Raw genomic sequence first — 15326 nt, 5'->3', positions numbered from 1 at the left:
CCCATAGGGGTCTTAAGGCACCGGAAGGTGTGACATCAGGGGGTGATGACCGAATCTCCAGGGCGGCTAAAACTTTGGGTAAAATTGGCGATGCTCACGTTTTGCGCCTGGGCGCCGGCAGCAGCGGTAAATCCGAACAGAAAGCGGTCAAATTTGGCATTGTTCAAGGCGTCCAGTTGAAAAATTTGTTCCAAATCCGGCGGGCTCACCTCATAAATAATGCGGGTGTCACTGAAAAAGGGATCATCAGCGCCATTGAGCGTATCGCAGGCCGGATTGTCACATTGTTTCATCCACAGGCGCAGCTCATAATCACCTTCTCCGCCCACCTGCGTCGTGCGATCAACTTCCAGCCGCACGGCCCAGGGGCCTTTGGTGCTGGCGCCATTTAACCAGTTGACGGCACTGTCAACCGTGCCCCCCAAATCGGCCGAGGTCAGCAGGAGGCTCTGCTCATTGCGCGGCTCCTCGTCAAAAGGCGTTAAGGCATAGACGTTGGTGTCGTCTGAGCCCACATAAATGTTGCCCGTGGTTGGATCCACAACCGGGGAGGAGGTGACATTCCCCGGCGGCTGACCGGTTTCAGTGACAAGCTCAAAACTCCAGTTCTCGGTTCCGGTGGCTGCATCGACGGCATACACAAAACCATCCGCGTTGTCAATTCCGTTGGAAATCGCATAGACAACACTTTCGTCCAGTGAGAGGGCCGGTATGATATTGACGTCACCTCCGGCGGGAAACTCCCATATGATCTGTCCTAGACTTGGATTGATTTCCCTGATGGCCAGAAGCGCGTCTCTGGCGTCGGTGCCGATATATACGGTACCGTCCGAGCCAACAACCGGCGTTGAGTCAATATCAGATCCAACTCCCAGACGCCATCTTTCCGAACCGCCGGTATTGACGGCCACCAGTGAGTTGCCGAAAACGTCCGTATAAATTACGCCTGAACTTGAATCAACGCCCGGCATATATTCACTGGCATCAACCGTATTAAATGTCCATAGGACCGCTCCGTCCGATGGTCTGACGGCAAATAACGTATTGACGCGATCCGAGACATAGATGGTGCGGTTCGGTGCAGGGCCAATAGCCGGGCGTCCGAGGGAATATTCGGCGCCCGGATTCACGGGATTGGGTCTTTGCCATTCGCCTGCTGCCGGGAAGGGTGCCCCTGACTGACGCTGAGCTGAATTTAGCGCGTAAAGAACTCCGTCATTTGAGGCCACATAGATGGTTCCATCGGAGGCAATAGCCGGTGAAGATCGGACATCTCCACCGGTTGCAAACACCCACTTCTGGTTACCGGTGGCAGGATTGATGGCATAGACATTGTTATCATTGGAGCCCACATAAACTGTGCCGTCGTTGGGATCCACTGCCGGAGACGAGATGATATCACCCGATGCACCTGTAAATACCCATTTTTGGGTGCCGTCCGGATTGATGGCATACACATTGTTATCGTTGGACCCAATATAAATCGTGCCGGTGCTGGGATCCACCCCGGCTGAAGAGTCGATCCTGCCGGAAGGCGCGTCAAATTGCCACAGTCCCGGCCCATGACGGTTGTCGTCGTAGGAAGGATCATCGCGGCACGGCTGGGCAACATTGGCCTCGCGGCCCCAGAAGACATACTGGACGGCATCCTGGTTGCTATCCAGGGGGTCATCGCGGGTGTTCTGGTTGACGCTGCCCCCGTTGCAGTAAGCCAGGGTGTCGTTATTGGTGCGGGTGTCGAATTCAACGGCAATTTTAGGCGGATCCAGACCGCGGTCTGCGGCATCGGTGGCCAAAAAAGCGGTTCCGGCAGAGTTGGTGCGGCTGTCTCCGGCATAGCCGATTAATTCGCTGAGGTCGACATCCCCGCCCGCCGAGCTGGCGGTATTGTCGGCGGCATTGAGCAGGGTAAAGGTAATGCCGTCGCCCTGTGAGCTAAAATCCAGCAGAAAATAGGTCCGTATCCCTATCGCAAACAGGCAGGCGCCCTGCTCACAGTAATCGCGCTCACCACCAAAATCCCGGGTGGCGTCGTAAAAGGCCGATCCGAACTCATCTGTACCCCCACCGCCGATATCTAGCTCGAAATCAGTCAGATTGGGGTCAAAAAAACGGCTGTCGGTTTCCTGCTGGCGCAAATTGGAGACAAAATCTTCAGAGGTTATGTCCGGTTTACGGGATTCGGGTGGGATCAAAGAGTCGTTGTACACGTTCATGCCCAGGGCATAGGAATCGCCCACAGCGACCCCATCTGATTCGCCTTCGGCCATGACCATGTAGTTGCGTGGTGAGAGGATGACAAAATCGCCGTCGTAGGTACCGCCAGAATCCGCGTCAACTGTTAGCGGAAATGCGCTCAGAGGCGGTGTTGGGGGTGGAAACTGGGAAGCGGTCACATTTTCAAGGATCACCTTGCTGCCGTCGTCGACCAGGCGCGCATAGGCGTAATCCACCCGGTTGATATTAATTGCTCCATTAAATTTAGGAAAAAAATGCCTGGCATCCCGGGCAACATACAGGCTCCCGCCTTCATTGATGGTCCGATCCTCGGTGGGCTCAACCCCAAGCACGAGCTGCTCGCCTGTTAGGGCCAGAAAACTGGATCCGGCAATATCGATCTCCTGGCTGGTGCCGCTTATGGCCAAGCTATAGGCTTCATCGCGCATGGTAAGGATGTCCGGTCCGGTACCGGTAATATAATCGTAATTGATCAGCCAAACATCGTTTAGCGGGCTGGCAGGATCGGTGGTAAAGTCAACCGGTATCTCTCCGAGGCGCGGAGTTGCATAGACCACATCCGGCGCATCGACATCAGCGTCTGAATCAAACCAGGGGGTGAAAATATTGGGTTTGAAGGTGCCCGCATCAGTGACCGTGTAGGTGAGCGTATTGAGGGGATCGATGATATTGTCTTCGTCGAAATCCGCTGCACGCATCTCGAGGATGGCGTAACGTACACCGGATTCAGACAGATAGCGGGCCCGGCGGCTATCATTGCGGTTAGCAGTGCTGGCCATAGAGGTTGAAAACAGGGAAACCATGGCAACACCCAGAACGCCGAAGATTAGCATCAGGACCACCACATAGACGAGCACATTGCCCGCCGGGCCGAGGTGCTGCTGTTTCGGCAACAACGAAAAAGTGCATTTGGAATTCGGGTGTATAAGCCGTTTCATATCTTTTTTTATGGCCATATGCTGCCGTTTATTTTTTATCCCCGGTTTTGTTGGAGATTCAAACAAATCGAAGCAATGCTGCAGCGCTCGTTTTATGGCGCCGGCACCAGATTTCGCGGAAAAATGCGGGCACTGAACTGCCGCGTGACACTACGTTCCGCTATGAAATCAAAGCTGATATCAATGGCCTCAACATCATCATTGCCGTCACCATTCAGGTCTGATTTTGTGATGGCCATGGTAAAGGTATTTACATCATCCAACAACGGTTGCGGTCCATTGCCGCCGTTCACGGATATGATACCGTTGCTGAAAAGAATCTGTCGATTGCCGGTTAAGGTGCGGCTGGTATAATCCATGCGGCTGTTGGCCGCATAGGTGCCGGTATCGATGATATCGATGTCCCGCAGTTCTTCGCTAAGACGGTCGAGGGCGATTTGGGCCCTTAGGGCCCCTTCGGTCGTATCTCTGGCGGTCAAGTAACCATTCAAACCGGTATAGACAAACAGGGTGGTAAACACACCGATAATCCCCACCAAAACAATGGTGACGATCAGCTCTACCAGGGTAAAGCCTTTTTGTGATCCACATGCAAAGCGGAATTTAAAAAGTGACAAAGTGGTCATCGGTCTCCCTGTTTTTGGCTAAAATGGCCGTAAGCCTGTGGCGTCCGGCAATGGCCGGTGCACTCAGACCTGTCGGCTGCAGCACGATTTTTAGGTAGTCTGAGCCGCCGGACGTTTCGTCGCCGCTGCTGTTAAAGTAAATATATTCGGTTGTGATGCTGACGCCATTGATGGTCTGGCCCCCGTAAGTGGCGGCGATGTTGACCAGGGCGGTATCCGGGTTGCTGTTGATGGCGGCGACATACTCAGCCACAATTTGTTCCAGCAGCGCCTCGGCGTTGGCCTCGTCCCGGGTGGTCTCGATGGCATTCCAGCCGGAGCTTAAGGCGGTGCCCATAAAATTAACAAAAATGGCGCCCAAAATGCCGGCCGCAATGATGGTGACAATGACTTCCACCAGGGTAAAGCCTTTTGAGCCGCTATGTATGGTCTTGAAAAACGTCATTGCAGTAAACCGGTTTCCGGAATAACGGTGATCGTTCGGCTCTCTCCTTTGGCCGAAACGGTAATAACCAGATTATTGGCGAGTGCGACATTGCCGGGATCATTTTCCTTAAAATAGGCGGTGTACGGTTTTCCAATTCGATTAAAAAACAGGGTAAATGACGGTGTAATATCATCCAGATCAAGGTCGGCAAAACTGATGATGTCAGTGTTTTCACCGGGAAATTCTCTGCGATTTGCGGCCAGATCTTCTTCTCCGGCTTCTATATCCGGCTCTATCTCGCCGCCCTCAGTATCAGGCGTTATGGAGAACAACCAGTACTGATTTGTGCTGGTATCGAATTTAACGCCCCAGACCCGATTGCTCTGTCTCATTGCAGAGGCCTGGGCATAGCGAATCTGATTGCGGATCCGGTCGGTCTGGCCGACCACATCGACCTGATCGGTGGTTGCCGAGCGACCGATAACATAAGCGGCAATGATGGCAATCATCACCAAAACAGCGGTGATTTCAACCAGCGTGAAACCGTTTTGATAGCGCTGTGGGGGACAAGCTTTTGTAAGCATCCTTAATTTTTGGCAATTTTGGGGTTCGGTACATAGGGTTGTGCCGGCCGTCGCCGGCACAGAAAAATCTGATTTAATGGTATTATATTTTAGGGTGACACGTCAAGAAAAAGCCGTTGTTTTAGGCAGTTGCGGGACGCTACATATATAGATATATAGAGAGTTCCATATATATTCTCTGTAAATGTTTAACGCATTCAGGGGCTTTTGCGATAGAGGGGGGTGTAAAAGCAAGTGAGCTAAAGTGACTGAAGTGATCTAAAATGCCTAAAGTTCAGGTATGCAGTTTCGGAATTGGTAAGTTTTTTAGCCCGGCGGACAGATTGACGGCGCGTCATGTCGCCCGCACTTGAAAAGACAATGGTTTCGGCCTATACTTTTTACACACCTTCCAATTGCTTGCCAACTGACAAAAGGAATCCAAATGCAGCCCACAAAAATTAAAGCAGAACAAATTGCCACCCTTATTGCCGATTCCTACAAGGACCAAAACGACATTGTATGCTACCTGGGATCGAATGCCGCCACGCCCACAGCCTCGATTGAAGCCCTGACGCGCTCGATCAAATCTCAAAAGCCGCGTCTGCCGTTTATCAAGATGGTTCATCTGCTGTTGCAGGGCCCGGTTCCGTATGTCGAAAAGGGATTGCAGGATCGCGTCATGACCTATTCCATTTTTTCAGGGGGTGAGGTGCGACAGGCGGCTAATGAGGGGCGCGCTTATTACCTGCCCTGCACGCTGGCAAACCTGGAGAGTTTGATCGGCGAAGGGCACGCCTATGAACCCGATGTGGTCCTGATGAAAGTATGCCAGAATGAGTTCACCGGAGAATTCAGTCTGGGTTTAACAGTGGAAGCCCTTCACACGGCCATTGACCATGCCACAATTGTAATCGCCGAGCTGGACCCCTCAATGCCCTTTACCCAGGGACAGAGCGTGGTGGACGCCAGCTCAATTGATTACATCATCGAGGAAGGGGTTAAGCCGGTTTATGATTTTGCGGCACCGGATTTTGAAAACCTAACGCCCGAAGAAAGACGCATTGGAGAGTTGATCACCGAATATTTTATCCAGGACGGGATTACCCTGCAGGTGGGCATCGGCAAAATCCCGGATGCGGTGATCGGCACCATCCGGGATGCGCAATACAAAGATCTCGGGGTTCAAACCGAATTATATGGTGACGGGCTCATGCTGCTGGAAAAAGAGGGCATCGTCACCAATCGCAAGAAAAAGGCCAATATGGGCTACAGCACCACCAGCATAATTATGGGATCGCGAGAGCTCTACGATTTTGTGCACATGCGGGCCGGGGTTCAAATGCGGCCCTCGGCCTATACCAATTCGGCGGAAACGGTTCGGAAAAACAGCCCCTTTATATCGGTGAACACCGCTATCGGAGTTGATCTGCAGGGAAATGTGTGGGCCGATTTCATTGATCCCCGGCGCTACTACAGCGGGGTGGGCGGGCAGCCGGATTTTATCCGGGCCTTAAACGATCATGCTTACGGGGCGCCCATCATTGCCATCAAAAGCCGAACCCACAGGGGTAAATCAAAGATCACCAAGATGCATCCGGGCGGAATCAGCTTGACCGCCAGCGCCTATGACGGCCTTGTGATCGTGACCGAATACGGAATTGCCGATTTGCGCGGCTTGACCACCGGCGAAAAAGCCATGGCCATTGCCCGGATTGCCCATCCGCGCTTCAGCGAGGATTTGACGCGCTATGTTTATGAAGATCAGTTCTTCACCAAACCCATTGGACTTGACCTGGATAAAACCCCCAAGGGCGTCACCCTGTACGACGGTCAAACGACACTATCTGAAGGGTAGTTGATGCTGTAATAAACTGGCGCACCAGCCCCTCAACACGTTTTCCCCAGCAGGCGGACCATGGCGATTTTAAATAAAAAGATATCCATCTGGCCCCTATTTATATTGGTGGTGCTGTCGGTTTTGGCCTGCAGCACGACGCCGCGGTTTGCCGTTGAACCAATGCCGCAATATGATGCGCTATTTTCAAACTCCGAAGGCTGGACCGGTGGTGACGGCGTTTATTCGGCGGCATTGAATACCAGCACCATTGCCTGGTTTTTTGGCGACACGCGGATTGAACGAATCAAAAACCAGCAACATCCAAACGCGACACTGGTTAATAACTCAGTGGCCATTCAGCAGGGCAAAGATGCGGCCACCGCCAGCATGCGCTTTTATTATGGGCACACTGCCGACAACCAACCGGCGGCCCTGATCCAACCCGATGATGGGCGGGGATGGTTTTGGATTTTTGATGGCGTGATGACTCCGCAGGGGCTTTACGTTTTTCTGGCCCAAATAGAGCGCACAACCGGCCAGATGATCTTTGATTTTAAGGTGGTGGGAAACTGGTTGGGACACGTTGTCAACCCGGACGAATCGCCGTTACGCTGGCAGATCACCCAATCAAAAGTCCCGTGGTCGGCCTTTTCGCCTGCCGGCGGAATGCTGTGGGGGTCGGCCATACTGCTGGTCGATCATTTTTACTATATCTACGGAACGGCTGAAAAAATCCGTGAAGATAAATCGCAGAAACATATGATTTTAGCACGGGTACCCACCTCTTCGCTGGCGGATTTTTCGCAGTGGCGCTTTTTTGCCGAAGACCACTGGGTGGCGGATCAACAACGCGCCAGTCGTTTGAGCCCGAACATGCCCCATGAATATTCCGTCACCTATCTGCCGGCTTTGAATCAGTTTGCTGCTGTTTACTCACAAGATGGATTGTCGAAGCGCATTATGCTGCGTCTGTCACCCAACCCCCAGGGCCCCTGGGGCGAACCGATTCCGATATTTGAGTGTCCGGAAGCCGAGTGGGATGAATCCATTTTTTGTTACGCCGCCAAGGCCCACAGCGCGCTGTCCGGACGCCCCGACCAGCTGATTGTCACCTATGTTGCCAATTCGGTTGAATTTGATCGCATCGTCAATGATACGCGCTTGTATCGGCCGAGGTTTCTAAAGCTTTCCGCTATGTCACCTTAAAAGTTATTTTTTGACTTCTGATTGGATCCAGTCGAGAAAGGGCGGATAACCGTCCGAGATGGGGAGGCTGACGATACAGGGGCAATCGTAGCTGTGGAGGGATTTAACTTTTTCGATGAGTTGTGAAACTAATGCCTCTGTGGTTTTGGCAATTAGGACCACTTCTGAGTCCTGCTGAATCTTGCCCTCCCAGCGATATATGGACTGCATGCCATCCAGGACATTGACACACGCAGCCAGGTGCGATTCCACCAGCGCGTTGCCGATTTTTTCAGCTTCGGCTTTGCTGCCGGCGGTCATATAGATAAAGTTCACTACCATTGGAATATTACCTTTTTCAATGAATTTTGTAAGGTAAATTTTCGTTTAATTTGAAACTATAACCCATCTTAAAAATAGTAGATTACGTCCAAGGGTCCGCCTCCGGCGGATTAGATGCATTTTTATGATGGGTTATGAAATAGAGCGAACAATGCCACTACCAGCCTTCCAACGGCTTCCGCTTTTGACCGGCAAGGTTTCAAAACATTCCACCAGATCATCGACCTTGGCCTTGTTCCAGCCGTCCAGCTGGATACCAATCTGGTTGCCCGGTTTGGCAGACTTGACATTTTGCCTTTCGATCTGCAGGGAGGCTATTTTCCCGAAATAGGCGGGCCCCATTGCCGTAATCACCCGGAAATCTTTGCCCGTCTCAATGACACCCTCAAGCACCTCGCATCCGATCACCATTCCTTTTGAGCTAATGTTAAAAGTGGCAATGACTTTGGCTTTACCGGTAACCTTCTCTTTGGGTTCGGCGCTTTTAAAGCTTTGTGCAATTTTACGAATGTCTTCTGTCAATTTATAAATCGTGTCATACAGGCGCACCTCAACGCCAAATTCTTTGATTTCCTGCTCCAGTTTCGGCATCGTATCCACGCTGAATCCAACCACCAGCTTGCTTCCGGTTCGCGCCATTAGCACATCCGATTTTGACACGTTCCCGACACCGGATTGGATAACTTTAATCTGAACACCGGGCACATCAATTTCAGCCAGACTGGCGTTAATTGCTTCTGCTGTGCCGGCCACATCGCATTTGAGAACAATTTCCAATTTCTGATCAAGCTCAGACTCAGTGGATAATTTTTGCTGTTTTTTCTTACGGGTCATTGCTTTATATTATTTCGCCCAAAGAATTAATGATTTAGCGATAACTTCTCTTTGTCATCACGTTTCTCTTTTACCGAACGGCACCTAAATAATAATTTCTTTTTTAGCAGAGTCCAGGGGGGAAGACAATTAAATCTTGTTTTGCATAAAAATTAATGAAAAGCCGTAGCTCCAATAATTGACTACGCGTTTATTAATCATCACATTATGGTCTAAACTCGCGTTTGAAGGATAAAGGATAAATATCATTTTATTTCATTAATTTTTACCCGATGGGCGAGCCGGAGGTTTCCATCTGCTTCGTTATAAAGGGCGAAGCATAGTTGACTATAGCTTCGCCCTTAAAGCCTTGCAGATGAAAACCTCCAACTCGTGCAAAACAAGATTGGCTTCTGCGTTTTGCATGAAAATGAATGAGAGATTTAAGCTCTATTTACCTATGGCGATGTTTACCAATATTGATTTTATCAATTCTAAGAATCTCAAAATTAAAGGATAAAAATCATTTTATCTCATTCATTTTCACCCTTTGGGCTTCGCTTTCAGCTACGCCCCAACAAGACGGGCGGGCCCTGTTGAATCCCCTGCGGGGGCCGCGAAGCGGCATTCAACAGGGCGGGCCGCAGGCTTCCATCGGTCCGCCTGAGGCAGATAGCCTCGTCCTGAAATGATTTGCTCTGTCAGCTATTCAGTATCTGCTCGGCTGCCATGCGAGCGCACTCAAAGGGGTCCACTTCAACCCGGTCGGTTGAATCTTTGCGGTGTTCAAATACTACAAAATATAGCGCCTGAATTAGAAAAAGCAGCCATATGCCCAGCGCCTCAGAAACCATTGCGGCAGGCAGAACAGCCGAAAGCGTCAGACCTGTACCCAGCCCCAATCCGATTTCGACAGCCCAGCGCTTTAAGGCTGGCGTCCGGTTAAAGCAGGCGCCGCTGCGTATCCAGCTTAAGATTCCCAGGCCCACCCATATAAATGCCACGGTGGATTGGATTAAAAGTGCAGCAGTGAGCAGCAGTATGATCGGCCAGGCAACCGCTGAAAGCGGTCTGCATGCCCAGCGGGACAGCAAGATGCCGTATCCGGCCAGCAAGGCACCGATCAACAGATGATCACCCAGCGGCCAGGTTATGATAGCGTTTACGGATATACTCAAAAGTAAATAAAAAAGCCCGCTGAGTAAACCCCAAACGATAGTCGACCGTATGGGTTTGGCTTTGCTTTTCATGATGTTGCCCCTCCTTTGATGGCCTCTTTTCTTTGCAAAAGCTCAAGTTCAATTTCTTCTGCGCTGACATCGTGCCCCCCAAAACCGGATGGTGTTATCGGCGCCGATTCCTCCCAACGCTGTTGTTCGGCGCGGTGAAAATATTCTGTGGCTTTTTGCTGCAGGGTTTCATGCTGCAATCGCTGCTGACCGATATGCTCCCGCAGCTGTTTGATGTCTTGTGAGAGACGGTCGATATACTGGTGGCGATCGGATTGAATGGCGGTTAAGGGTTTGAGTTTTTTAATCAGCATACGGCCGATATCATCTTTATCATTTTTTAGAGCGATTTCCAGATCGGTCTCCAGACCAATGCGCTTTCGCTCGGCCTTTTCATAATCCTGGCGGGCCTGATCGCGGGCCCGGCATATGTGTTTAAGTTGGGCCTCTTTTTGCATCAGCGATGTTTGCATATCTCTGAGGTGTTGTTTGAGCAGCAGTTCCTGGCTTTCAATCTGATCCATGACGCCATGCAGATCTGCCTTACATAGTCTGATCATGCGTGTTAAAAGTCCCATTGTTATTTCCTCCAGATATTAACTCTATTGATGAATTGGAAAATGACCAACAGCAGTGTTAACGCCTGCCCCTGTAGCCTTCATACTGCAGGGCTTTTGAACTGGCTTTTTGCTTTCGCATAACCGTTGCCGGCTCCCCGGTAAAGGTATCTTCCACGCGTTGGCGCAGATTTGTGAGGTCCCGATCCAGGTTTTGACGGACTTCAGCCGAGCCCACAGTTGCATTGATCGACTCCTGCTCCCGGTAATAGCGCTGAATTTTCTTCAGGGCGTTTTCTTTTTTACCGGCTTTTACATCTGCGGCCACTTCCTGTTTGAGACGGTTGTAGTCTTCCTGAATAACCTTTTCCGTCCAGGCAGCTTTATCAATCGACGCCTGCACATCTTTTTTATTCTCCACACAGGCAATTTTAAAAGACTGGTCCAGTACCGTTTCCATTGACTGCCCGTTAAAACGATAGCGGGCTTTAATGCTGCCGATTTCAAAACTTGTTGTCGTAGCGGTGGGCACCTGCAGGGTCAGAAACAGTTTGCGGGTTTGCCCGATGCGCAAATTTCCCGGATAAAAGACGGCATAATCTTTTTTCCGGGTAATCGGGTAACCGGCTGCATCAACCACCGTCAGGCCGTCAGCTTTGGGAATCCAGATGGACACATTTGACGCCAGGGTTGCCTGCGCGTAGAAAAACTCCTTTTGAAATACTTCTGAAAACGCCATCGGATTTTCCAGATAATAGTAGTTGCCGGCACCACGGTCGGCAATGGCGGTCATCAGGTGTTCATTGAAATCATGGCCCACCCCCACGGTGCTGACGGCAAACTCTTTTTCAACGGCGATGTTGGCCATAGCGCCCAGGCGGGCAGTATCGGTGATGCCTTTATTGGCCAAGCCATCGGATATGAGCACCAGCTTGCGGGCATTCCCTATTTCTTGGCCGGCCAGCAGAACATCGATTCCGGCCTGTAGACCGGCGCCCAGATTGGTGCCGCCACCGGCGGTCACACCGGCGATGGCGCTTGCCAGCTGCTGTTTTTTAGCGGCGCTGACGGGTGTCAACGCTGAAACCCGCTGAACCCTGTCCGAGTAAGTAACCAACGCAAACCGGTCTTTGGCAGTCAGCATCGCTAAAAGCTGCGACACCGCCTGTCGGGCATCAATGAGCTTGCGGCCTTTCATAGAACCGCTGCGGTCCAGGACGATGACCATATCGACATTGCGCTCAACGGCGGTCTCCGCATAGAGGCCGTCGGCAGCAACCAGGGTTAAGGACAAGTTGACGCGGCCGGAAGATCCCTGCAGGACCTTATGCTGCACCAGATGGCCGCCAAGGCTCACCAGAGCGGAAACAGATTGAGACCCGCGTGGTACCGGCCTGAACTGGTCCGATAGCCATGTTTTTGCAATTCCGGTTGAATAGGCCAGAGCGCCTCCGGTTGCAGCGATCAGGACCACAATTAAAATCAAAGATTTTAGACGCGTTGGATTCATGGGATACTCCTTTCAGTTTTTAGGACTTCATCATAAAATTTAATTGCTTTATGTCTACCATTGTAATCCAAGGCGACCGAAACACAATTCAAAGAAATGTAAAAAGGAATGGCCATTTTTTTACATAACTTTTACTTTGAAATTGGCAGGATCTGATATACTGTCATTACAAAGAGATTGTTCTTTTGCAGACGAACATTCACCTCGATGTCGCCACGAAGACACCAAGTATTACTACTTTTAGGAATAATAGTTTGTATTCTTTGTGACCTTTGTGCCTTTGTGGCCAATAGAAGCTCAGTTAGAAGCGGGGGGAATACTAGATGGAAAGACCGAAAGCACGCATTCTTGTCGTTGAAGATGATCCTGCGCTGTTGCGCGGGCTTCTGGATGTCCTGGTCTACAATGGCTACGAGGTTAAAGGTGTCGAGGACGGCGGACAAGGCCTGAAGGCCGGTTTGCACGAGGCCTTTGATCTGCTTTTGCTGGATGTGATGTTGCCGACCCTGGATGGGTTTTCCATCTGCAAAGAAATCCGCAAAAAAAAGCCCGCCCAGGGCGTCATCATGATTACCGCCAAAGGCGCCGAAGATGATATTGTCACCGGATTCAATGCCGGTGCTGATGACTATATCAGCAAACCTTTCTCCCTCAGAGAAGTTATGGTGCGGATCGAAGCGGTTTTGAGGCGGACCGGTAAAGATCCAGGTGATGTTGAATTTAAATTTCACAATATCTTTTTTAATGGCAAGAATCTGATTGCTCAAGCGGAAAACCAAAGCATCGAACTGACGCGCAAAGAAATGGATATCATGGCCTACTTGCATCGTCATCGGGACCGCATCGTCTCGAAAAAGGAGTTGCTGACCGAGGTGTGGCATTATGCCGATGCCGATATTGAAACCCGAACAGTTGACATCCATATGTTGAAGCTGCGTAAAAAGATGTCGCAGCTGATGGGCGATGCGCCTTTGATCAACACCATCCGGGGTGAAGGTTACCGCTTGGAGCCTGAAAAATGAAACGCTTAAAAATACTCATCGCTATCTTTTGTGTGTGCGTCTCGGTGCCGCTGGGGTATTTCGTATGGCAGACCTATCGCGGTCTGGCGCAGGAGGAGGCCGCTACCCTGAGGTTTTTTGCCAATACCCTGTTTGACGAGATCGAGCAAGCCCTCGAGACCCTTGTGCGGCGCGAGGAGGGGCGGGTCATAGACGAATATAATTATTTTATGAGCCCTTCCAGTCGTTTGCGGGACGGCACAGATACGAATCGCTCGCCGCTTTCGCGCCTGCCGGCTGAAAATTATATTATGGGATATTTTCAGAACAATCCGGATGGCTCGTTTCAAACGCCGCTGGCACAGGAAGGGCAGACTGTGGCTGCCGATCGCAAAGATGCTGTCGCTCAGCTGGAAACGGCCAATCGTGAATTTAACCGTATCCGGACAACGGTGACCGATAAAATAGCCCCTGCACCGACGAAAGTGACTGTAACCAGCGAGCAAAAGAAAGGAGACGTATTTGCGGAAAAGTATCTGGATTTAAGCCGCGCAAAGAAATCCAAGGCCGCTTTAGGTCAAAAAGAAAAGCGATTGGAGTCGGTAACAGCGGCGCAAGCCCAAAATGTGGCCAGGCAGCAAGCCGGCGAAGGGGGCCGCAGCCCCGAGACCTCAACCACGGTTGTGCCCAAAAAACGATACAGTCGTCGCCCGTCCGCGCGAGCACCGTTTGCCGACCGCGGTTTCGCCGGCAAGCCCGCCGAAGAATTGTCATCGGAAATGGCGGCCAGCGAGGCCGATGCCACCGGCCAGGCAGCAGCCGTGTCCCGGGAAGCGGAAAGTTTTCAGGTGGAAGTGGCGCCTCTGCAATCGGTTTTGATTGGTGGCGATCAAATTTTTATTTTTCGCCGCATCATGATCAACCAGAAAATCTACCGGCAGGGCTTTGTCCTCAAAATTCGTTCGTTTTTAGAGCACCTTGTCCAAGATTACTTTCACCAGCAGCCAATGGCCGGTTTTGCCAATCTGCGACTTCAGGTGCTGGATCAGGGCCAGGTGATTAATATGGCTGAAGCCGGCGTAGCTGCGCAAGATCCTAAACTGGTCATACAACGCGCCTTTCCGCCACCCTTTGCTTTTTTAAACGCGACATTGAGCAGCGCTGAAATTCCACGTTCTGCCGGGCGCCAGACCCTGATGGTGATGATGGGGGTTTTGGCGGCCATATTTTTGCTGGGTTTGTTTGCGATCTATAAAAGTGCGCAAACCCTTGTAGACCTTTCCGAGCGCCGGGCCCAATTTGTGTCATCGGTCACCCACGAATTAAAAACCCCGTTGACCAATATCCGCATGTACATCGAGATGCTCGCACAGGGAATTGCCAAAGATACGGAGCGGGAACAGGAATATTTTCAAATTATCGATTCCGAAGGTTCGCGTCTAACCCGTCTGATCAACAACGTGCTGGATTTGGCCAAACTTGAGAAAAAGCAACGTGTCCTTGACCTCAAGCCGGGTACATTTGAGGAGGTGGTGGCCGAGGTGCAAACGGTGATGCAGGCCAAGCTGCAGCAGGAAGGCTATACCCTGACATCTGAAAATGAGGGCATTCGGCCGTTTAACTACGATCGGGAGGCCATGATCCAGGTGTTGATCAATTTGATTGAAAACAGCCTGAAATTTGGCCGGGCAGCAATACGCAAAGAAATTTTGATCCGAACATACGAGGATGGCCGCTGGGTGAAAATTGCAGTATCCGATTGCGGACCCGGCATTCCGCGGCGGGCGCTCAAGAAAATATTTGATGATTTTTACCGGGTGGACAATTCACTTACACAGACGACCCGCGGCACCGGTATTGGTCTGGCCCTGGTGAAAAAGTTTATCCATCTGATGGGGGGGCAGGTCACTGCCGCAAACAATCCGGAGGCGGGCTGTACCATAATGATTTCCTTACCTATGGCTGAATAATTGTAAGGGCGGGTAGTTTGGGTGCGGAGACTATACAAATATTTGAAATATTAATACCAGGAAATCGTTAATGGTTATTTGTTATTG

At 51.0% G+C, this 15326-nt stretch carries 13 protein-coding genes; 4 read left to right on the top strand and 9 right to left on the bottom strand.

The genetic code is table 11. The features are described 5' to 3' along the window. Positions 1-35 precede the first annotated feature (35 nt). From QNJ26_09595 to QNJ26_09580, 4 genes are all read right to left on the bottom strand, one after another. Positions 36-3194 carry a PQQ-binding-like beta-propeller repeat protein gene (locus QNJ26_09595; GenBank protein MDJ0985785.1) on the bottom strand — a complete coding sequence of 1053 codons (3159 nt, stop codon included), beginning with the start codon at positions 3192-3194 and terminating at the stop codon, positions 36-38. 74 nt (positions 3195-3268) lie between these two features. Beyond that, positions 3269-3802: a type II secretion system protein gene (locus QNJ26_09590; GenBank protein ID MDJ0985784.1), complete on the bottom strand. Its 534-nt coding sequence runs from the start codon at positions 3800-3802 to the stop codon at positions 3269-3271. Further along, entirely contained in the window at positions 3780-4247 is a 468-nt protein-coding gene (locus tag QNJ26_09585) for a prepilin-type N-terminal cleavage/methylation domain-containing protein (GenBank protein ID MDJ0985783.1), read from the bottom strand. The genes QNJ26_09590 and QNJ26_09585 overlap by 23 nt, the downstream gene beginning before the upstream one ends. Then, positions 4244-4813: a type II secretion system protein gene (locus QNJ26_09580; protein ID MDJ0985782.1), complete on the bottom strand. Its 570-nt coding sequence runs from the start codon at positions 4811-4813 to the stop codon at positions 4244-4246. Before QNJ26_09580 ends, QNJ26_09585 begins: the two co-directional genes overlap by 4 nt. 424 nt (positions 4814-5237) lie before the next feature. On the opposite strand from QNJ26_09580, the gene QNJ26_09575 reads away from it, so the two are divergent. Continuing rightward, positions 5238-6650: an acetyl-CoA hydrolase/transferase C-terminal domain-containing protein gene (locus tag QNJ26_09575; GenBank protein MDJ0985781.1), complete on the top strand. Its 1413-nt coding sequence runs from the start codon at positions 5238-5240 to the stop codon at positions 6648-6650. 60 nt (positions 6651-6710) lie between these two features. Beyond that, positions 6711-7838 carry a DUF4185 domain-containing protein gene (locus QNJ26_09570; protein MDJ0985780.1) on the top strand — a complete coding sequence of 376 codons (1128 nt, stop codon included), beginning with the start codon at positions 6711-6713 and terminating at the stop codon, positions 7836-7838. Between the two features lie 3 nt (positions 7839-7841). On the opposite strand, the gene cutA is transcribed toward QNJ26_09570, so the two are convergent. From cutA to QNJ26_09545, 5 genes are all read right to left on the bottom strand, one after another. Continuing rightward, on the bottom strand, positions 7842-8159 hold the full coding sequence (gene cutA / locus QNJ26_09565; GenBank protein MDJ0985779.1) for a divalent-cation tolerance protein CutA: 318 nt from the start codon (positions 8157-8159) through the stop codon (positions 7842-7844). Between the two features lie 132 nt (positions 8160-8291). Further along, on the bottom strand, positions 8292-8993 hold the full coding sequence (locus tag QNJ26_09560) for a hypothetical protein (GenBank protein MDJ0985778.1): 702 nt from the start codon (positions 8991-8993) through the stop codon (positions 8292-8294). A gap of 680 nt (positions 8994-9673) precedes the next feature. Next, positions 9674-10222, bottom strand: a complete 549-nt coding sequence (locus tag QNJ26_09555) for a hypothetical protein (GenBank protein MDJ0985777.1) — start codon at positions 10220-10222, stop codon at positions 9674-9676. Further along, complete coding sequence (locus tag QNJ26_09550; protein ID MDJ0985776.1) at positions 10219-10779, bottom strand: PspA/IM30 family protein; 561 nt, start codon at positions 10777-10779, stop codon at positions 10219-10221. The genes QNJ26_09555 and QNJ26_09550 overlap by 4 nt, the downstream gene beginning before the upstream one ends. A gap of 58 nt (positions 10780-10837) precedes the next feature. Then, complete coding sequence (locus tag QNJ26_09545; GenBank protein MDJ0985775.1) at positions 10838-12268, bottom strand: VWA domain-containing protein; 1431 nt, start codon at positions 12266-12268, stop codon at positions 10838-10840. A gap of 323 nt (positions 12269-12591) precedes the next feature. Here QNJ26_09545 and QNJ26_09540 point away from each other — a divergent pair, with 323 nt between their 5' ends. Next, a complete protein-coding gene (locus tag QNJ26_09540) occupies positions 12592-13290 on the top strand; it encodes a response regulator transcription factor (protein ID MDJ0985774.1) in 699 nt (232 codons plus the stop codon). Further along, positions 13287-15239: a HAMP domain-containing sensor histidine kinase gene (locus QNJ26_09535; protein ID MDJ0985773.1), complete on the top strand. Its 1953-nt coding sequence runs from the start codon at positions 13287-13289 to the stop codon at positions 15237-15239. The genes QNJ26_09540 and QNJ26_09535 overlap by 4 nt, the downstream gene beginning before the upstream one ends. Positions 15240-15326 lie beyond the last annotated feature (87 nt).

It is taken from the genome of Desulfobacterales bacterium (genome assembly GCA_030066985.1).
GTDB lineage: Bacteria > Desulfobacterota > Desulfobacteria > Desulfobacterales > JAHEIW01 > JAHEIW01.
This window is presented reverse-complemented; position numbering and strand designations above follow the sequence as displayed.